Raw genomic sequence first — 20,186 nt, 5'->3', positions numbered from 1 at the left:
TAACCTGCATTTTATTTTATTCACATCTCAGCTCTCGCGCCCCGCCAACGGGTGCAGGTCGCGCACCATGCTCTTGAGGCGTTCATCCAGGACATGGGTATAGATCTGTGTGGTCGAGATATCCGAATGGCCGAGCAATTCCTGAACGATGCGCAGATCAGCGCCGTTCTGAAGCAGGTGGCTGGCAAAAGCATGGCGCAGAACGTGGGGACTGACCTTGTCGGCCCGGAGGCCGGCCGCGGCGGCGGCGATTTTCAGATCCCGGGCGAAGGCCTGGCGGGTGAGATGGCCGCTTTCGCTGTCCGACGGAAACAGCCAGGTCCCCGCCGCCTTCCCCTGCTCCTCGAGGAGCGCGAGATAGGCGCGGCTCGCCTCCCGCGCCGCATCGGTCAGCGGCACCAGGCGTTCCTTGGCCCCCTTGCCGCGGACAATGAGGAAACGCTCACGGGTCTTGGCGGCGCTCCGCGGGAGGCTGATCAGCTCGCTGACGCGCAGCCCTGTCGCATAGAGGAGCTCGAGCAGGCATGCCATGCGGGCGGCCCGAAGTCGCTCCGCCGGAGTGGCCTCCTCCTTCGCGATTGCCGCATGGGCCACTTGCAGAAGGCGGTCGACCTGATCGGTGGAAAGAACCTTGGGCAGGACCCGCCCGCGTTTCGGGGCGGATACGGCCGCGGTCGGATCCACCGGGGCATAGCCCTCGACATAGAGAAACTTGTGGAATTGCCTGACCGCCGAGAGACGCCGGGCGGCTGAAGACGCCTTCAGCCCCCTCTCCTCGAGGCTGGCCATGAAACCCCGCACCGTGGCGGCGGAGGCCGTGTCGGGCTGGCTCTTCGCCTCGGCGAGATAGGCGAGGTAATCGTCCAGGTCGCGTCGATAGGCATCGAGCGTATTTTTCGAGGCGCCTCGCTCGGCGGCGAGCATATCGAGGAACAGGACGGCCTGCCTCGCGCCGTTCATGGAGTGGACAGGCGACTGCTTGGAATGGGAACCGCGATTTCCCGCGGCTCAGGCTCGACAAGAGTCGCAAGGGCGAAAACGACAGCAAAACCGATCCCGGCAAGGATCGCCACTACCACAAGAAACCGGAATAACGTCGGCACGGGGCCCCTCTTCAAGGTTTCCACCTACAACCATGAGCTGAGCCTAAAGGCAAGCTTTTCCGGGGCCCGTCATTTCTGGCGCTGTGACATAGCGAAGACCTCATGCTAGGACAGGCGCATGAACAATATCAGCCGCTTCAACTTGCTTGATGAAGCCGGCGGGCAGGACATCAGAAGCCAGGGCGGCCATCCTCTTACCCGCCAGCTCGGCTCGCGCTCACTCGTGCTCGTCGGCCTCATGGGCGCCGGAAAGAGCACCGTCGGCCGACGGCTCGCGCAGAAGCTCGGCCTGCCGTTTCGCGACGCCGATCACGAGATCGAGGTAGCGGCGGGAATGACGATTCCCGAGATCTTCGCCATTCATGGGGAAGAGCATTTTCGCGACGGCGAGCGACGCGTGATCGCCCGCCTGCTTCAAGAGGGCCCGATGGTTCTTGCCACGGGCGGCGGTGCCTTCATGAACGCGGAAACGCGCGCTGCCATCGCGGCGGCGGGCGTTTCGGTATGGCTCAAGGCGGATCTCGACGTTCTTATGCGGCGGGTCCGCAAGAGGGCCACGCGCCCCCTGCTTCGGAACCCCGATCCGGAGGGGACCATGCGCAACCTCATGGAGGTTCGTCACCCGGTCTATGCGACCGCCGATGTGACCGTCTATTCCCATGAGGCACCCCACGACCGGGTCGTGTCGGATGTGATCCAGGCCCTTCAGAATTGGTTCGACGCACAAGGGAGTTCCCCCCGGTGAATGGTGTAGCGGCGCGAATGCCGGAAGCCTCGGTGATCACGGTCCCGGTCTCCCTCGGCGACAGGGCCTACGAGATCCTGGTCGGCCGGGGGCTCCTCGGAGGCGCTGGCGCGCGCATCGCGGCGCTTGGCGCGCGGACCGCCGCAATCGTCACCGACGAGCATGTCGGTCCCCTCTATGCCGGCCCCCTGGCCGAAGCCCTCCAGCGGGAAGGCCTTCGCACGGCCACGATCGTCCTGCCGCCCGGCGAGGCGACGAAATCGTACGCGTCCCTGGAAAAGGTCTGTGATCTCGTGCTCGAGGCCAAGACCGAGCGCGGGGATCTCGTGGTGGCCCTCGGGGGGGGCGTCATCGGCGACCTGGCCGGCTTTTCCGCAGCCATCGTGCGCCGTGGCGTCCGTTTCGTCCAGGTCCCCACCACCCTGCTCGCTCAGGTCGATTCCTCGGTCGGCGGCAAGACCGGCATCAACTCACGCCATGGCAAGAATCTCGTCGGTGCCTTCCATCAGCCGAGCCTCGTCCTCGCCGATACGGCCGCGCTCGACACATTGCCATTGCGGGAGATGCGGGCCGGCTATGCGGAGGTCGTGAAATACGGGCTCATCGACGATCCCCGTTTCTTCGACTGGTGCGAAGCGAACTGGCACGGCGTCTTTTCCGGAGGAGCGGAGCGGGACGAGGCCGTGGCCCAGAGCTGTCGGGCCAAGGCGGCCGTCGTGGTCCGCGACGAGCGCGAGGAGGGCGACCGCGCCCTGCTCAATCTCGGCCATACCTTCGGTCATGCGCTCGAGCGGATCACCCGTTACGATTCCACGCGGCTCGTCCATGGCGAAGGCGTCGCCATCGGCCTATGCCTCGCATTCCGCTTTTCGGCCGCCCTGGGCCTCTGCCCCGCGTCGGATGCACAGCGGGTCGAGACCCATCTTGCCGCGGCTGGACTTCCCACGCGCCTGAACCATGTTCCGGGTGGCTGCGGCACTGTCGAGGAACTGCTCGATGCCATGGCACAGGACAAAAAGGTGAAGGGCGGCGCTCTTACCTTCATCCTGGCACGGGGCATCGGGCGAAGCTTCATCGCCCCCGGTATCGCAGTCAATTCGGTTCGATCGTTTCTGGCGAGTGAGAGCAGCGCAGCGTCACCATGATCGAGGATTCTTCAAGCGAACTCTGGGTCGCGGCCATTGTCGTCATTTTCTGTCTTCTGCTGTCGGCCTTTTTTTCGGCCGGCGAGACGGCCTTTACCGGCGCATCCCGGGCACGCATGCTGTTCCTGGAGAAGGGCGGCGACACACGAGCCGCCCTGGTGAACCGCCTCCTCCAGATGCGCGAGCGCTTCATCGGTACCGTGCTGATCGGCAACAACATCGTCAATATCGGCGTCTCGGCATTCGCCACCAGCGTGCTCGTGGCGATCTTCGGCGATGGCGGAGCGCTTTATGCGACCGTCATCATGTCGGTGCTCGTGATCGTTTTCGCCGAAGTCCTGCCGAAGACCATCGCCATTTCCTCCCCCGATACGGTGTCCCTCGCCCTGTCTCGCCCCATGACCTGGGTCGTGGCCATCATCGGTCCGCTGGCGCTGGCGATCGAACGCCTTGTCCGACTCATGTTGCGGCCATTCGGGATCCATATCGGGGCAAACACGCCGATCCTGTCCGCCAGTGAGGAAATCCGCGGTCAGCTCGACCTCCTCCACAAGGAAGGCAACGTGGCCAAGGTGGAACGCGACATGATGGGCGGTCTCCTCGATCTCGAGGAACTGAGCGTCTCCGAGGTCATGGTCCACCGCACCAAGATGCGCACCATCAACGCCGATCTGTCGTCGGAAGAAATCGTGCGCGAAGTGCTCTCGTCTTCCTATACGCGCATGCCGCTCTGGCGCGGCAGCCAGGAGAACATCATCGGCGTCCTCCATGCCAAGGACCTGCTCCGGGCCCTCGATGCAGTGGGTGGCGATGCGGGTCGGCTCGATGTGGAAACCATTGCGCTCGAGAGCTGGTTCGTGCCCGATACGACCTCGCTGCGCGACCAGCTCAAGGCGTTCCTCGCCAAGAAGACCCACTTCGCGCTCGTTGTCGACGAATATGGCGAGGTGATGGGTCTCGTCACGCTCGAAGACATCCTCGAAGAGATCGTCGGCGACATCAAGGACGAGCACGACCTATCGGTTCAGGGCGTACGTCCGCAGCCGAACGGATCCGTGAACGTGGACGGCTCCGTGCCGATCCGCGATCTCAACCGGGTCATGGACTGGAACCTGCCGGACGAGGAGGCGACCACCATCGCAGGGCTCGTCATCCACGAAGCGCAAGCCATCCCGGATACAGGCCAGATCTTCACCTTCCACGGGTTCCGCTTCCAGGTTCTCCGTAAGTCGCGCAACCGGATCACCGCGCTTCGGATCATGCCCCTTTCCATCGTCAGGAAATTGGACGAGGCATCGCCAGCCGCAGGCCGGAGGGGCCAGTCCTGACGGCACGGCGCACGCAGGCTTCACGACCGCAGCGAGGTCCGGAATCCGTCAGGGGGCAGGAAGGGGCGTGGAGCCGTCGCCAAGTGGTTTCACAGACGTCTCGCTGGCGATGAACTGCGCCTTCGCCAGCTCCGCAAAGCGCCCGCCTGCGGCGACGAGCTCTTCGAATGTCCCGGCTTCGATGACCCGACCCTGATCGAAAACCAGGATCCGGTCTGCATTTCGGATCGTTGCCAGGCGATGGGCGATGACGAAGGTCGTCCGGCCCCTCATGACCTCGTCGAGGGCGAGCTGCAGCTTCCTTTCCGTCGCAGCATCCAAAGCGCTCGTGGCCTCGTCGAGAACCAGAATCGGCGGGTTTTTCAGGAGAGCGCGCGCAATGGAGAGGCGCTGGCGTTCGCCGCCCGAAAGCGAGCGCCCGCGCTCGCCGATCAGCGTGTCCAGCCCGGCGCTCTGCCGGGCAATGAACTCGATCGCCTGCGCGCGCTCCAGGGCTTCGACCATCTCCGCATCCGTCGCATCCGGCCGTCCGACCTGGAGGTTCTCGCGGATCGAGCGTGCGAACAGCATCGGCTCCTGGAACACCACGCCGATGTTGCGCCGGAGAGAGGACAGGCCGAGGTCGCGGATGTCGTCGTCATCGATCCGGATGACACCGGATTGCGGATCGAACGCCCGATGGAGAAGCCCCAGGGTCGTCGATTTTCCGGACCCCGTCGCGCCGACAAGGGCGACGGTTTCGCCGGGAGGCACGGTAAAGGTCACATCCTGGATGGCAGGGCGCTTGCCGTCGTAGGAAAAACTCACATTCTCAAAGGCGACCTTGCCCTTGAAGCGCGGCACCTGCTTGGCGTTGGGGCGGTCCCGGACGGCGGGAGCGGTATCGAGGATCTCGAAGAACTCCCGCATTTTCGGCGCCTGCATGAAAAGTTGGTTCACGAAGCTGACCGCCTGCTCCAGCCGCCCGATCAACATGGTGGCGATGCTCATGAACATGACCACCTCGCCGATGGTCGCAAGTCCGTTCAGATGAAGCGCCGTGCCGACGAGAAACACGGCCGTCACGGTGATCGTCGCAGAGGCGCGTGAAGCCACTGATGCCACGGCCCACCAGGACAGCACGGGGTTCTGCGCCTGGAGGAGCTGGCCGATAATCGCGCGCAGCGAACCCGCCTCCGCCTCGACACGGGTGAAGGACTGGATGACCGGAACATTGCCGAGCGCGTCGGAGGCGTGCTCCGCAAGGCTGGAATGATATCGCTCGACGGCGCCCTGGAGACTCTCCGTCTTGCGAAGCACGATCGTCGTCAGGATGGCAAAGACGACCATAAGGGCGACGAGGAGCAGTCCCAGCCTCCAGTTGAGAAACACCGTCAGCGGGAGGAGGATGACCAGGGCGACAAGCGCCGCGAAATGCTCGCGGAAGAAGCCCAGCCACAGCCAGGCCATGCCGTTCGAGCCCTCCAGCATCACTTTCAGGACCCGGCCGGAATGGGTCGAGGTATGGAAAGCCAGCGGCAGTTCGAGCACATGCTCGAAATAATTTGCAATCACGGCCAGGCGCCGACGATGCGACAGCTTATCGGCATGCAGAGCGACCAGCACGCCGGCACCGATGGAGAAGAATCCGAAGGCGACCCAGGCTGCGATGAGAGGCAGAAGCACCGAAAAGGTGATCGGAGGCGAATTGGGTATCTGGGCCCGGGTCAGAACGTCAATGATGCGACCGAACAGGATCGGCTCGGCGAACGCAGAGATCGCGAGGGCGACATTGGCGAGAGCAAGGAGCGCGCCGATCCTGAGGTCGGAACCGAGCTGCCCGAGAACCCGAACATAGAGACGGACCAACCACATGGCGATCACCGCTCCCGGCGGAGAGATTCGATGGTCTGTGCCGTCCGTCCCGCCTGTCGCCGCATCGCGAGCGCCCTCCCGTCTCAGGATTCATTTCATAAACCGAACCCTGAGACAATCAACGGCCAACCCGTGACTTTGTTCGTGCCATGGAAGGCGCATCAGCGCCTTTCAGCAGCCACGACGAGAGCCCAATAGACCTTGTATTTCGATTTCGGTGCATAGGCGGTCGCAATTCCGATCCGCGACGCTTGCGGGTCGGTCAGCACCTTGTCGTGCTGAGGGCTTTCTCGCCAGCCGGAGAATGCCTCGGCGAGGGTGTGATATCCGGCGGAGAGATTCGCTGCCGGCGCGTTGTAACCCTCGGCCGCGACGCGCGCTTTGAAGGAATCCGCGGAGCTGGGCTTGTCGGCCAGCGCCATGGTGCGCGCTTCCGCTTCCGCGGCGGCCTGGAGATTGGGGTCGAGGACCAGTGGATCGAGGCCCTTGTTGCGCCGGTAGGCGTTGATCATGTCCCGCGCCATGGCGCCATCGACGACTGTATCGGCCCGTGCCAGAGAGGCATAAAAGCTCGGGGTCTGGTTGCGGGCCACCGGCGGAGCGCCCTGGCACGCCGCGAGCGCTGCCGCCAGGAGGCTGAGGACAATCGTCTGTTTCATGAGGCTCACTTATCCTTGAGAAGAGTTAAGCCTTCATCCTCATCCTGGTGCTTGGGCTTCCCGTCCGGCTCTTCTTCCGGAAACTGTGCCGGGGGTGCAGGTGGCGCACCCACGCCTGCCTGCCGCAGCTTGCGGTAAATGTCGAAATAGAGGTCGCTCGAAACCCGGCCCGCCGAATCGATGTCGTCCACGAAACAGACGAGGTCGAAATCGATCGTGTTCTCGGTCACCTTCTTGAAGATGATCCTCGGAGCGGGTTCGCTCATGACCTCTCGATGAGCGAGTGCGCTCTGTCGCATGATCTCCGCCACCTGGTCAGGATCCGAGGCACGGGGCACGGGCAACGAGACGATGACACGCCCGATTCTGTCGTTTCGGACCCGGTTCCGGACGATGCCGGAAATAAGATTGGAATTCGGCACGATCAGCGTCGAGCGATCGAAGGTCTGGATTTCGGTGGAGCGCACGTTGATCCGGCGCACATAGCCTTCACCATCGCCCACAACGACGAGATCGCCAACGCGGATGGGGCGCTCCCAGAGCAGGATCAGTCCGGAAATGAAGTTGTTGACGATCGACTGCAGGCCGAAACCGATACCGACCGAGAGCGCGCCGGCGACGATCGTGACCCGTTCCAGGCTGAGGCCGAGATAGGTGAAGGCGATCACGCCCGCGGAGATGATGCCCACATATCCCGCGGCCGTGCGGATCGAGTTCCTAAGGCCTGCATCGAGCTCGGTGGCTGGCAGGAACGTGTTGTCGAGCCAGCGCTGAATGACGCGGGTCACCGTAAAGCCGAGGGTGAAAAGCAGGGCAGCGATCAGGATCGACGACAGGGAAATCGTCACGTCGCCGACGGTGAACCCGAAGAACACCGCCCGCAGCGACCCCATCACGTCCGTCGACTCGATCCCCCAGGGCGCCAGCGCCAAAAGGAGGGCCATGATGATCAAGGCAAGGCGTACGCCACCGCTCACCAGAACGCCGATCTGCTCGAGCGAGCGACGGCGCAGCCCCGTATTGGCCTGCAGCATCGTCGAAATGCGGCTCTGGTTCCTGAAGGTATTGCTGATGAACTCGTCCGCGAGAGCTATGAAGAGGATTAGCAAGGCGACGAGGATCGAGATCCAGACGGCCTGGTCGACCATGAACGAGGCGAGTGCCACGTACCCGCCGAGCACGCTGCCGATCACGATTGCAACGACGATCCAGCCCACTGTGCGGAGGGGCCCCCCGACGGACACCTCGGGCGCGACATAAGGACCGAGACAGGGCTCGTCCTGGGTTGTCCTGGTCGCGAAACGGCGGAGCAACTCGGCGAAGATAAGGGCTGAGGCCAGGGCGAAGATGGCCCGCGTCATGACAGTGATCGGCAGAGCGGCGGCGATGGCCTGGTTGAAGGCGTCCAGTACCTTGCCGACCACCATGACGGTCGCGAGGGTGACACCGAAGTTCATGATCCGTGCTGCGGATGCCTCGCTGACTGCGACCAGCCGCCAGGATCCATGATCCGGCGCCACAATGGCATCGATCAGGGCGCGGACGAAGGCGATGAACGCGATGCCCCGCAGGATGGCCGCAACGACCTGCTCGAGGCGAGGGGGGAAGAGATTGACGGCGTCGAACGCAACCCAGAAGATCCAGCTTCCGGCAATGGCGGGAACGGTACCCAGCAGAAGCACGGCAAAAGCCGCGAGAAGCCGGCTGCGGCGAGCCGGATCGAGAATGGCCGGATCACGACGGACAAGGCGCGGTGCGATGGAGCGTCGCCCGCCATAGAGAGCAATGGCGACGCCGAGGGACAAGCCGATGAGCAGCAGGACCCCGAGCGTCGCATTGCGCTGGATCTGCCCGAGGGTGTCGCCGAACGTGATCCTCTGAGCCCTGAGCTCCCTCGGGATGGCCTGGAGGACGTCCATCCACAGGCCAAGACTCAGGATGCTGTCGCTCTTCTCGAAGAGTGCACGGGTGAAACCCGCGCGCCGCAAATCGCTGATCTGCGCACTGAGCTGCTCCGCCTGCACGAGAAGCGCCCGGCCAAGGCGCTGCGTCTCATCGAGCTCTGCCACTGCCGCTTCCCGCTCGCTCCGGTCCCGGGCAGCGTCGGCGCTCTCTTCGGGTTCGCCCTCTTTTGGTTTCGGCCCAAGCTGAGCCAGCCGAGCCTTGCTGGCTTCGAGCTTGGGAGCCTGCTCGGCAATGAGAGTGCGGATGCTCTCGATAATCGGTTCTATCTGCTGCCGCTGGGCCTGAAGGTCCGCATCTGATTGCGTGCGGCCCTGAATGGCAGATTCTCTCTGACTCAGTTCGGCCTTGAAGCCATCAAGTCTGGCGCGCGCGGCCTTCGTGTCGGCTGCGCCCGGAGCCGAGCCATTCCCCGTCGCCGGGGCCGCCGTCGGAGAAACGGGTGTCGCGACGCCTGGCTGGGGGGCCTGCGCCTGGGCCAGGCCAGCCATCGTCATGCCGAAAGCCAGCATAGCGGCCAGAAGCAGCCGCGATCGTCCCATTTTCGTCATGCGATATCGCCCCGTCGCAACTCGTTGAACGCTGGTTATGCGAATCATTAAGGCGAAAAGTCGCCGCCCGAGAGGACGTTGGCAAGAAAAGCCCGGAACGATGAACAGACATTGTTCCGGGTGAAGTCCCGACTTCTGAGCTTATTTCGTCTTTGTTGTTCCAGTCGCCGAGGGCTCCGCAGGTGCCGGATAAGCCGGATTTGCGGGAGAGGTTCGATCAGTAGGGTTCGATGCCGATCCCGATGGGGAACCCGTCGTGGCGGCACGGGACGCATCCTGCCCGGGATTATTGGGTGACGTAGCGCCAACCCACAGGAGATACCCGCCAAAGGCAATACCGCACAGGAGCAGGGCTCCAAGGAGCACTCCAAGCACTGGCCGGCCTGAGGGGCCTTGTCGGGACCGATCATCAGGAACAATTCTAGCCATTGTGAACCTCGTTACCGTGTAAGGACTGGGGCCGGGCTCCGTGGCTCGGCTGTGTGAAGTGGGCAACGCGACATGGAAGAGGCGGTTCCTCCCCCTATCCCTGACGGCTGGCCTTATGCGGGGGCTCAGGAATGGGAGGGGTGGGGATCCAACATCTGGGTTCAGCCGTTGATGGAGACGGACCGGGCATGGCGTCGGAACGGAACTACGAGCCGAAAGGATGTGGGAGCAGGCGCCTTGGAAACGGACACGGCTCAGCCACGGCCGAAACGTCTTCCTCCTGCCGTTTCAGTCATGTTTTTGCCGCTTTGAGTGCCCTTGGGTAAGCGCCGATTCAAGGAGTTGTCATGCAAGACAATCGCATCAGCTTGGATGGAAGCTGGGAATTTTTGCACGTTGCCGATGACCGTATGTCCGGTCCAGCGGAAGTCCGCGAGATCATCGTCCCCAGCCCGTGGCAGGCCCAGTTCCAGGATCTGCGGATGCGCGCCGGCATTGGTATTTATCGTCGGGCCATCGACATTCCTGAGGACTGGCTCCGCGACGGCATCTGGCTGCGCTTCGGAGCGGTCTTTCACAACTCCCGCGTCTTCGTGAATGGGGAACTGGTTGGCACGAACGAAGGTGGATTTCTGCCGTTCTCCTTCGACGTCACGTCCTATCTCAAAGCGGGTCTCAACGAGATCAAGGTCCGCGTGGATTCGCCCACGGACAATCCTGCCGAGTTTCCCGATTCACCCTTCGCCGAAATTCCCTTCGGCAAGCAGAGCTGGTACGGGCCGCTCTCAGGCATTTGGCAGTCGGTCTTTCTCGAGCGCCGCATCCCGGATCATATGACAAGGATCCGCCTCGTCCCGAAGCGTGAGACCGGTCATGTGACCTCCGGCGTGTTCTTTGCTCGTCCCCTCACCGACTCCGCTGCGGTCCGGATCGAAGTCAAGGATCCATCCGGAAAGGTCGTCCTCGACGAAACCCATGAAACGCAGGTGGGCGTGACCAGCATGCCCTTCACCTTCACGGTCAAGGACGTGAAATCCTGGTCACCGGACGAGCCGAACCTTTATACGATCCGCCTTGCCCTGATCCGTGATGGGGTCGCGCGGGACGAGATCAGCGACCATTTCGGCTTCCGTACGATCGAGACCAGGAACGGCAAGTTCTATCTCAACGGGGAACCGCTCTATCTGCGCGCAGCTCTCGATCAGGATTATTATCCGGACACGATCTGCACGGTGCCATCCGTTGAGTTCCTCGAGGACCAGTTCCGCAAGGCGAAAGAGCTTGGCCTCAACAGCCTGCGCTGCCACATCAAGGCAGCCGATCCGCGCTATTACGACGTGGCCGACCGGATGGGTCTGCTGATCTGGACCGAACTTCCGAACGGTGGCATGGCAACGGACCGCTCCCGGGGGAGGAAGGAAAAGCTCCTCAAGGGCATCGTCGATCGTGATGGCAACCATCCGTCGATCATCATCTGGACGATCATCAACGAGAACTGGGGCGTCGATCTCGTCAACGATCCCGATCACCGCGACTGGCTCAAACGCACCTTTGCCTGGCTCAAGGCCTATGATCCGACGCGTCTCGTTGTCGACAATTCCCCGCTGGCGCCGAGCTTCCATGTGGAATCGGACATTGCCGACTATCATTTCTATGCAGCCGTCCCGGATCACCGAGACGAGTGGGACAAGTTCGTCGATGAACTCGCGGGGCGGGCGTCCTGGCTTTATTCGCCCCATGGCGATGCCGTCATCACGGGGCGCGAACCCCTCATGTGTTCCGAGTTCGGCAATTGGGGGCTGCCTTATCCAAAGGACCTCCGCAATTCCAAGGGAGAGGAGCCCTGGTGGTTCGAAACGGGCCATGACTGGGGCGAAGGCGTGATGTACGCGCACGGGGTCGAGAACCGGTTCTCGGATTGGAGTCTGGACCGCGTTTTCGGCGATCTCCGCCGTTTCGTCATCGCAGCGCAATGGCAGCAGTTCCGTGCTCTGAAGTATGAGATTGAGGCCATGCGTCGAAAGCCGTCGCTGGCTGGCTACGTCATCACCGAGCTTCACGATTGCCACTGGGAATCGAATGGCCTCCTCGACATGCGTCGCAACCCGCGCGTTTTCCACGAGTTGTTCCCTGTCATCAATGCCGACACCGTGATTGTGCCGAAATGGGAGCGCGTCTCGTACTGGGCTGGAGAGACCGCAACTCTGCAGCTCGCCATCGCACATGGAGCCGGTCCGGCCCTGCAGGATTGCCAGCTTGAGATTCGCCTGTGCGACGAGACAAAGCGCATTCCCGTTCCTCGTCTCGAGGCACCGACGGTTCTCGATCTCGGATCGGTGGAGCTCCCCATCACGAGATTGACCGAACCGGCCTTGCGCCGCATTTCTCTCGAACTGCGGACCTCTGAAGGGCGCCTCGTTGCGCAGAACCATGTAGATCTCGCCATCCACGCGAACCGCACCAGGCCAGCCCAGGCACGACAGCTGATCTGGTCGCCCGACGACGATCTGCGGGAACGGATCAAGCTGATGGGCTATGCGTCCGCGCGCAGCTTGGAGGAATCCACCGTCGTGGTATCCCGTAGCCATGACAAAGCCATCGCCGACCATGTGCGCCAGGGCGCGCGCCTGCTGCTGCTGCCGGAAAGTGAGATCAGCCTGTATCCCTTCTTCCCGCATTGGCAGAACGTTCAAGTCAAGTCACGTGACGGTACGCTCTGGCGCGGTGATTGGGCTTCTTCTTTCGCATGGTTGCGCCGCACAGGGCATTTTGCCCGATTCCCGAGCGGACCATTGCTGGATGAGACGATGGACCGGGTCATTCCGGATCACGTCATTTCCGGCTGCAATCTGCTTGATTTTCAGGCTCGTGTTTTCGCCGGTCTGGCCGTCGGTTGGATACACAAGCCGGTAGCGCTTGGCGTGGAACGGTCCTACGGACGGGGGCGGATAGTAGCTTCGACCTTCCGACTCTTGCAGGACGAACCCATGGCGGATCCCACCGCGACCATGCTTCTCGACAGCCTCATCGAGCTGGCTGTTGAATCCCGCATGGTACACATGGAGGAAGCGGTCAAAGCGGCTGAGGCCGCCGCTTGACCAGTCTTCAGGGGGCGTGATCTGGCGGATGTGAGCTCGCCGCCCTTGCGGGCGGCGCGCAGATCCGGCACGGCCTGCCGAATTCCAGTCCGACATCCGTCGATAACGCTGCTCTCGAGAAAGCGGTCAGGAGACCCTTTGAGGAAGAGCCAAGGGGACTTGCTGCGCTGTTGCCGGGCACGCGCAAGTCGTTACCTGAAGACGGCATCAGGTTCGACCGGCCTCATCTCTTCGAGATCGGTCTCCCAGAATGAGAATGTTTCTGCGGGCCTTGGTCGTCACGAAGCCAATGCCGCCGAGGAGGGCACAACCTTGACATTCGTCGTTTCCGCCTCTGCCGGCAACGCTTCGTTGATGCGCCGGAATGTGGCCAGCGCCTGGCCGACGATCTGGTCCATATTGTAATAGCGATAGGTCGCGAGTCGACCGACGAACCAGACATCCGGAGTAGCCAGCGCCAGGCGCTCGTACTTCTTGAAGAGCTCCTGGTTTTCCGGTTTGGGGATCGGATAGTAGGGATCCCCTTCTGCTGAGGGGTACTCGTAGGTCAAAGCTGTCCGGGCGTGTTCCTGGCCCGTCAGATACTTGTATTCCGTGATCCGAGTGTAGTCGTTTGTCTGCGGGTAATTTACGACGGCCACGGGCTGATACCAGCCCTGCTCGAGTGTTACGTGCTTGAACCGCAGCGAACGGTAGGGCAACTTTCCAAACCTGAAGCCGAAATATTCGTCAATCGGCCCGGTGTAGATGACGCGTCGATGGGGCACGATGTCCTTGACGTCGTCATAGTCCGTCTGCGTCATCACATGAATGTTCGGATGATCAAGCATGCTCTCGAACATCCGTGTATAGCCGTGCCTGGGCATGAATTGATATTCATCGCCGAAATAGCGATTATCCCGGTTCGTTCGGGTCGGCACTCGGGACGTGACCGATTTATCCAGTTCTGATGGATCGAGTCCCCATTGCTTGCGGGTATAGCCACGGAAGAATTTCTCGTAGAGCTCGCGTCCCACGGCCGAGACGACAACATCCTCCGAGGTCCTGATCTCATTCACCTTTTCCGCACGCGCGGCAAACCAGTCCTGCAGTTCTTCTGACGTGAGGTTCAGCCCATAGAGGCTGTTGACGGTATCGAGATTGATCGGGATCGGAACCAATGTGCCATCGACCTCCGCCAGGACCCGGTGCTCATAGAAGCGCCAGTCGGTAAAGCGGGAAAGATAGTCGAAGATCTGCTTGGAGTTGGTATGGAAGATGTGCGGCCCATACTGATGAATCAGAAGCCCGTCATCATTAAAGCGGTCATAGGCATTTCCACCAATGTGATGCCTCCGATCGATCAGAAGAACCCGTTCGTTACGCTCATTGGCAAGCCGCTCAGCAAGAACACTGCCCGCAAATCCGGCGCCAACAATCAACCAATCGTACATCTGGTTCACTCCGCAGGCGTCGTGGCATAAGCAGGAAGAGACGTCGTATGCCTGCCATGGCTGTTGCCGAGAGCATCCTGCATGAGCGCATTCATTGCGGACCAGGTCTTATCCCATGATCCCGCGGCGAGATGCCTGTCGACTTTGGCGAGCCATGGCTCCCTCTGTCTTCCGAGAGCCAACTCCGCTTTCTCAATGAATTCGACCGCGTTACTTGCGATCTCCACGAGCCCTTTGTCCCCATAAGGTCGGACGACATCCGTTATCGGGGTTGAAATGACGGGAATGCCAGCTGCGAGAAACTCCGGCGTCTTGGTGGGACTGATGAATTTTGTCGCTTCATTGAGAGCGAAAGGCATGAAGCCGATATTCCAGCCCGAGAGATACTGGGGCAACTCGCTGTAGGACCTGCCGCCAAGCCAATGAATGTTGGGTTTCTGCGGCAGCGATGCCGGATCGATCTTTACGACTGGGCCGATCATGACGAGTTGCCAATCCGGCCGCATTTCAGCAACCTGAGCTACGAAATCGAGGTCCATCCGTTCGTCGATGACGCCGAAGAAGCCGAGCCGCGGTTGAGGAATCCCGGCTTGGTCAGCTGGATCCTGCCTGATCGCGCGCGCCTTGGAAAAGTGGTCGAAGTCGATGGATGACGGAAACGCGTGAACGCTGTGGTGACGGTTGCGCTTGGCCTCATAAAGGCTCATGCCGCCCGTGAAGACGAGGTCACATCGGGAGAACAGATTCTCCTCTAGGGCCAGGAGCTCCTCGGAAGCGCCGCGGAAGAGCGAGAGCTCGTCCATATTGTCGTAGATGCACAGGTCGCATTCGAGATCGCTCGTGAAAGCAAGAGCCATAGGAGTGTAGTACCAGAACACGCGTGGCCCCTGGGCGTTGCGGCCGATCAACTCCTCGATCAGATCATGCTGCTCCGCGAGGATGTCGTGATGACTCAGGCCTTCTGGAAGAACTGGAACGGCGGTGGTAACGCCTTGCGGACGCAGGCTGATATCCATGTGCGCCTTAACGCCGGGCTTAAAGATCGGCTCCTCGATCACGAGAACCCTGTAGTGTCTCGCCGCCCGGCTCAGAAGATGCTGCGGACGCTGCCATACGAAGTCCCATCGCAAATGGGAAAAGCAGACAAGAAGAGGGGTTCGACCAGCAGATTTGAAAGATAGGTGGAGAGCATGCGGCTGCGTTGTCGAACGCTCAAGCATGGCGCGATCCTCAAGTAAGACGAGTTGTTGCGAACGGACAGAACGCTCAGTCCGGGGGAATATCAGGCAATCGTTTTTGATCGACTCGGCCGCAGAAGGGTCGCAGTCGCAATCCCTCATTCAACGCCACGGGTATGGGTTGGTTCCAACGTCGTTCATCGAAATGAACAGCTATTCAGAATAGGATGCCTATTTCTTTTCGAGCATCAACGTGCCCTGTTTTCTAATAAAGCCTTTGGCTTTCTCGGCGACCATCGACAGTATCCAAGGCAAATGAACTTCAACGCGGACGTGATCCTCCATGACATCGAGGTGTCCCGCTATCGTCTGTCCCATTGCTCCCAGATGGAATGTCATCCGGTCCTCTGCCCAGCTTTCCTCAATGGATGCGATCTTGTCGCTGAACTGGGCCTTGAGGTGCGTCATTCCTCCATGCAGCCGCCGCGTTGCTTCTGCTTTGCCGAGATTATGGGGAATTGACACAACAAGGGGTTTCGCCATCAGGAACGCTCCACATTCAATCGGAACAAGCGAGGCGGCATCGCGAAGGTTCCACGACTACAGCATCTCTACCTTGAGAGCCCGAACGACGATGGTTTCCTGCTGAAAACGCTGCTCCAGAACGGCTCGGTACTGCTCCCACCACGTGTGGTCGAGCTCCCTCGCCATGATTTCGAACACCACAATATCATCGTGAGCCGTATGCCCGCCTTCCTTCCACATGCCTTTCGCAGGTGCGCGGGTAAAGCTGGTAATGCCGCCGAAGCGTTCCGACAGCTCGAAGCGAACTCGGCCGTAATCAGCCTCGGCGAACTTGCGACCGGTGTTGTCCGCCAACGGGAGGAGAATCTGGACCAGGTGCATCGTCCTGCCTTCCCTTGCCGGCCCATTCGGGCATCCAGCCGCGGGCATTGGCGGCTAGGACATCTTTCTAGGGCAAGGACGAACGAAGGCGAGACTTTCACGCCATCTGAATCGCGAACAGGTCGAGATCCGAGACGGGAAGGTCGTTTCCGATCGCGTAGCGACTGGAGGAACGCGAGATGCGCCATGGATGCGCCGTCGAGAGATGGACCGCCTCCGAGGCGCGCAGCCGGCGAGCCGTGCCATCAGCCTGCACTTCGTCAAGTACGACGAAGCCAAAGATCGTAAGCCGTGTTGCGAGCGTCTTTGTCTCCCGGTCGTCCGCTGCAATCGGCAGGGCCCCAGCGGCATAGACCGCATCCATCAGACTTCTTTGGTCACGGCGAGGGGAGGCCGCCGAGCGTGCCCCTGGAAAGCGGACGACGTTCGACGACGGGAGTGATCTGGAATCCATCTATGCAACCCTTGGTCCGAATCAGACCAAGGATCGTGGCAAGGCATTAAGAAGGGCCTAACCTTAATCGATCCGATGCAGGGAGACGTAGGCCGTGCCGGTCGACATCAGGCCGATTTCCTTTGCCGGCCCTTTCGCCAAGTCGATGATTCTGCGATGTGCGAAAGGTCCGCGATCATTGACGGTGACCACGACCGAGCGGCCATTCTTCTCGTTGACGACACGAACTTTCGTGCCAAAGGGAAGAGACCTGTGGGCGGCGGTCATAGCCAATGAGTTGAACCGTTCACCGCTCGCCGTGCGGCGCCCATGAAAACCGGGTCCGTACCATGAGGCGGTCCCCTTCTGAAATGCCTTGTCGGCGGTCTGAGAAATGGATCCGGTTTCAGCCGGACCTCCTGAAGTCGTGTTGCAAGCGGCAACGAAAAGAAGTGGCGCCAGAATTGGCGCGCGGGCGAGGATGTTTTTCAAGGATTTAAGCTCCCCTTCCTTTGTGCTAGAAGCGAAGCTCCCTGATAAGAAGGCGATAATAAGGCGGCATGATTTTTCCCTTATGCCGCCTTACTTTTTCACCTGCGTCTAATCCTTCTGAATAGCCTACAACTTTATTAAAATGTAAACTTATAGCCTGGATATTGTTTCTATACGTTAGGGGATGTCGTACTCCGGCCGAGCTTGATTCCGTCTGTTCCACGTCGACCAGGGGCCAGAGTCAGAAGCGTCCATCACGCCATGTGGAACGTCGCCGATCGTTCAATGATCGCTCCAGGCCAAGTCACCTCGCCAGCGGCTCAGCTTGCAAGGACTTTCTGAGGTGGCGTTTCCGTCAAGCCCAGTTCATTGCGGCGCAGCCAGCGCCAGAGCATCAGGGATGCGACGACAGCAAGTCCTGTCGCGAGCCCGATCCAGATACCGACACCGCGGAGATCGGTTCGGAATGCCAGGAATACGCCGAGCGGCAAGCCGACGCCCCAGTATCCCAGGGCGGCGAACATCATCGGCACCCGCGTATCCTGAAGGCCGCGCAGCATGCCTGCCCCGACAGCCTGTGCGCCGTCTGCCAACTGGAACACCGCCGCCAAAGTAAGGAATGTCACGGCGAATTGGAGCACCGGCGCATTGTGCGAGTCCTCGAGATCGATGAAGGCTCCGATCAGCAGACGGGGTGCGAGGAGCATGAGCAGTGCGGTAAAGATCATGAACCCGACACCTAGGGTGAAGGCAGTCCACCCCGCGCGCGTCACGCCCTCTCGATCCTGCCCCCCGAAGGCGCGCCCCACCCGAACGGTGACTGCCTGACCGATACCGAAAGGTACCATGAAGCAGAAGGATGCGATCTGCAGCGCGATGGCATGGGCAGCGAGTTCATTGGCGCCGATCCGTCCCATGAACAGGGCTGCGGCATTGAAGATCGTGACTTCGAAGGCAACGGTCAGCCCGATTGGCGCTCCGATGCGCCACAAGGCGCGATAGCGTGGCCAATCCGGGCGCCAGAAGCGCCCGAAGAGGTGGTACCGCCTGAAGCGCCGATCCATGATCACGACGAGAGCCAAGCTCAGGAACATGAAGGTGCTTGAAACGACCGTACCGATGCCAGCCCCGATCAGCCCGAGCGCCGGGAGGCCGAATTTGCCCAGCATGAATACGTAGGCAGCGCCAAAGTTCACAGGAACGGCGAGGATGCCGATCACCAGCGCCCATCCCGGCCTCTCCAGAGCCGACAGGAAGGAGCGCAGGACCAGCGCGAACAGAAATGGCAGCAGGCTCCATTGCAGAGCCCGGATATAGCTGCCAGCGTCATGGGCGAGAGTCGGCTCCTGGCCCATGGCCAGAAGCATCGCTTCGCCATTCCAGGCCAGAAGCCAGATCGGAATGGCAACGGTGACAGACGTCCACAGGCCCTGCCTCACCGTCCGGCGAACATCGCGAACAGAATGGCGCTTGCGGCCGAGTTCCTCGGCAATCAGGGGCGAAGTCGCGTTCACAAGACCGATCCCGAAGATCAGAAAAGCGAAATAGAGATTCGTCCCCAGGGCCCCCGCTGCGAGGGCATCCGAACCGAGCCAGCCCATGAGGATGACGTCGGACGTCATCAAGGCATTCTGGGCCAGATTGGTCAGAACCAAGGGCCAGCTCAGTGCAACGGTCGCACGCAGCTCCGCCGTCCAGGCAGAGCGATTCGGGATATCGAAGAGACTCATGGGGGCGCATGTAGCCTGAATTGCAGTGTTATTGCCACACTCCCTCTGCGGCTGCAGCACTGTTCCATACGAGGGAACCTCACTCCTTGGCACTCGTTCACCTGAGCGGTTCGTTACGGAGTTCCCAATGGCGCAGCTAGCGCTACCCACCACGATCGAATTTATGCATCCGCCGGTTCTTTTGACCGAGGCCGGCGAGATGCGGACGGTCGGGGTCGAGGTAGAGTTCGCCGGCCCCACTGCCGAAACGGCCATCCGGGCTCTTCGAGACGCTTTCGGTGGAAATATCCTCGAAGAGGACCCGCATGCCTATTTGCTGAAGGGCTCCAGCATCGGTGATATTGCGATCGAACTCGATAGCCGGATTCTGCATCCAGCCAAGCGGGGCGGTCAGTCTGGCGTTCTGCCCCGGGTGGCAGCCTGGTTCGGCTTTGCCGCCGGCCTGATCATCCCCTGCGAGCTTGTGACGGCCCCTCTGCCCGTCGACCGGCTGCATGAAGTCGATCAGGTCCTCTCGATTCTCCGAGGCATCGGCGCAAGGGGAACGCAGGACGCCGCATTCTATGCCTTTGGACTACATTTCAATCCGGAAATTCCACGCCGGGATGCACAGACGGCCGTGGCTTTCCTGAAGAGCTTCGTCCTGCTCAACCCCTGGCTTCGCCGAGAGGTTGCGCCTGATACCACGCGCGATCTTCTGGGCTTCGCCGCGCCCTTCCCTCCCGACTACGTCCGCAAAATCGTTGCGCCGGATTACTGGCCGCGAATGGATACCTTCATCGACGATTATCTTGCGGCCAATCCGACCCGTAACCGCGATCTCGACCTTTTGCCTCTCCTACATGACTTCGACGCCCATCGCGTGCGGGCAGCCCTTCCCAACGAGAAGATCAATGGCCGTCCCACATTCCATTATCGCCTGCCCGACGCCCGTGTGAGCGATCCCGGCTGGACGATCGCTCCCGATTGGAATCGATGGGTTGCCGTGGAGCGTCTGGCAGAAAATCGAGATCGTCTGACTGAGGTATGCTCCGCCTTTCTGAAGTTCGCAGGCGAGGACAAGAGCTGGGCCAACCTCGTTGAACGCATTGCACTGATATGATGGGTCCTCTCATCGGAGTCACAACCTCACGGCAGGGC

16 protein-coding genes are annotated in these 20,186 nt (G+C 61.2%); 5 read left to right on the top strand and 11 right to left on the bottom strand.

Annotation, left to right across the window (positions count from 1 at the left end; all coding sequences use genetic code 11):
• Window positions 1-27 precede the first annotated feature (27 nt).
• Window positions 28-960, bottom strand: a complete 933-nt coding sequence (xerD, locus tag AC522E_RS00270; RefSeq protein WP_500748420.1) for a site-specific tyrosine recombinase XerD — start codon at window positions 958-960, stop codon at window positions 28-30.
• A gap of 261 nt (window positions 961-1,221) precedes the next feature.
• On the opposite strand from xerD, the gene AC522E_RS00265 reads away from it, so the two are divergent.
• The 3 genes from AC522E_RS00265 to AC522E_RS00255 are packed head-to-tail and all read left to right on the top strand — an operon-like array spanning window position 1,222 to window position 4,321.
• Window positions 1,222-1,848, top strand: a complete 627-nt coding sequence (locus tag AC522E_RS00265; protein WP_500748419.1) for a shikimate kinase — start codon at window positions 1,222-1,224, stop codon at window positions 1,846-1,848.
• A 17-nt stretch (window positions 1,849-1,865) separates the two neighbouring features.
• Entirely contained in the window at window positions 1,866-2,993 is a 1,128-nt protein-coding gene (gene aroB, locus AC522E_RS00260) for a 3-dehydroquinate synthase (protein ID WP_500750810.1), read from the top strand.
• Window positions 2,990-4,321, top strand: a complete 1,332-nt coding sequence (locus tag AC522E_RS00255) for an HlyC/CorC family transporter (RefSeq protein ID WP_500748418.1) — start codon at window positions 2,990-2,992, stop codon at window positions 4,319-4,321. The genes aroB and AC522E_RS00255 overlap by 4 nt, the downstream gene beginning before the upstream one ends.
• A gap of 48 nt (window positions 4,322-4,369) precedes the next feature.
• Here the strand turns inward: AC522E_RS00255 and AC522E_RS00250 are convergent, their stop codons facing one another.
• The 3 genes from AC522E_RS00250 to AC522E_RS00240 all read right to left on the bottom strand — a co-directional run bounded on the left by AC522E_RS00250 (window position 4,370) and on the right by AC522E_RS00240 (window position 9,347).
• On the bottom strand, window positions 4,370-6,175 hold the full coding sequence (locus tag AC522E_RS00250; RefSeq protein ID WP_500748417.1) for a glucan ABC transporter ATP-binding protein/ permease: 1,806 nt from the start codon (window positions 6,173-6,175) through the stop codon (window positions 4,370-4,372).
• 161 nt (window positions 6,176-6,336) lie between these two features.
• On the bottom strand, window positions 6,337-6,834 hold the full coding sequence (locus tag AC522E_RS00245; RefSeq protein ID WP_500748416.1) for a CAP domain-containing protein: 498 nt from the start codon (window positions 6,832-6,834) through the stop codon (window positions 6,337-6,339).
• Between the two features lie 5 nt (window positions 6,835-6,839).
• Complete coding sequence (locus AC522E_RS00240; protein ID WP_500748415.1) at window positions 6,840-9,347, bottom strand: DUF3772 domain-containing protein; 2,508 nt, start codon at window positions 9,345-9,347, stop codon at window positions 6,840-6,842.
• Window positions 9,348-10,186: 839 nt separating this feature from the next.
• Between AC522E_RS00240 and AC522E_RS00235 the strand changes: the two genes are divergently transcribed.
• Window positions 10,187-12,874 (top strand): glycoside hydrolase family 2 protein, encoded by a 2,688-nt coding sequence (locus tag AC522E_RS00235; RefSeq protein ID WP_500748414.1) that lies wholly within the window; start codon window positions 10,187-10,189, stop codon window positions 12,872-12,874.
• A gap of 278 nt (window positions 12,875-13,152) precedes the next feature.
• Here AC522E_RS00235 and glf read toward each other — a convergent pair whose 3' ends face one another.
• The 7 genes from glf to AC522E_RS00200 form a co-directional block, all read right to left on the bottom strand.
• Entirely contained in the window at window positions 13,153-14,307 is a 1,155-nt protein-coding gene (gene glf / locus AC522E_RS00230; protein ID WP_500750809.1) for a UDP-galactopyranose mutase, read from the bottom strand.
• 5 nt (window positions 14,308-14,312) lie between these two features.
• Window positions 14,313-15,323: a glycosyltransferase gene (locus AC522E_RS00225; protein WP_500748413.1), complete on the bottom strand. Its 1,011-nt coding sequence runs from the start codon at window positions 15,321-15,323 to the stop codon at window positions 14,313-14,315.
• 393 nt (window positions 15,324-15,716) lie between these two features.
• Window positions 15,717-16,028: a polyhydroxyalkanoic acid system family protein gene (locus tag AC522E_RS00220; protein ID WP_500748412.1), complete on the bottom strand. Its 312-nt coding sequence runs from the start codon at window positions 16,026-16,028 to the stop codon at window positions 15,717-15,719.
• 57 nt (window positions 16,029-16,085) lie between these two features.
• The gene (locus tag AC522E_RS00215) at window positions 16,086-16,391 is read right to left on the bottom strand and encodes a hypothetical protein (protein WP_500748411.1); all 306 of its coding nucleotides are present in this window, start codon (window positions 16,389-16,391) and stop codon (window positions 16,086-16,088) included.
• A gap of 97 nt (window positions 16,392-16,488) precedes the next feature.
• Window positions 16,489-16,845, bottom strand: a complete 357-nt coding sequence (locus AC522E_RS00210; RefSeq protein WP_500748410.1) for a hypothetical protein — start codon at window positions 16,843-16,845, stop codon at window positions 16,489-16,491.
• 63 nt (window positions 16,846-16,908) lie between these two features.
• Window positions 16,909-17,289 carry a septal ring lytic transglycosylase RlpA family protein gene (locus tag AC522E_RS00205; protein ID WP_500750808.1) on the bottom strand — a complete coding sequence of 127 codons (381 nt, stop codon included), beginning with the start codon at window positions 17,287-17,289 and terminating at the stop codon, window positions 16,909-16,911.
• 347 nt (window positions 17,290-17,636) lie between these two features.
• A complete protein-coding gene (locus tag AC522E_RS00200; RefSeq protein ID WP_500748409.1) occupies window positions 17,637-19,046 on the bottom strand; it encodes an MATE family efflux transporter in 1,410 nt (469 codons plus the stop codon).
• A 127-nt stretch (window positions 19,047-19,173) separates the two neighbouring features.
• Between AC522E_RS00200 and AC522E_RS00195 the strand changes: the two genes are divergently transcribed.
• On the top strand, window positions 19,174-20,148 hold the full coding sequence (locus AC522E_RS00195) for an amidoligase family protein (protein ID WP_500748408.1): 975 nt from the start codon (window positions 19,174-19,176) through the stop codon (window positions 20,146-20,148).
• Window positions 20,149-20,186: the final 38 nt, after the last annotated feature.

The sequence above is a fragment of the Microvirga sp. BF8 genome (assembly GCF_059888585.1).
This window is presented reverse-complemented; position numbering and strand designations above follow the sequence as displayed.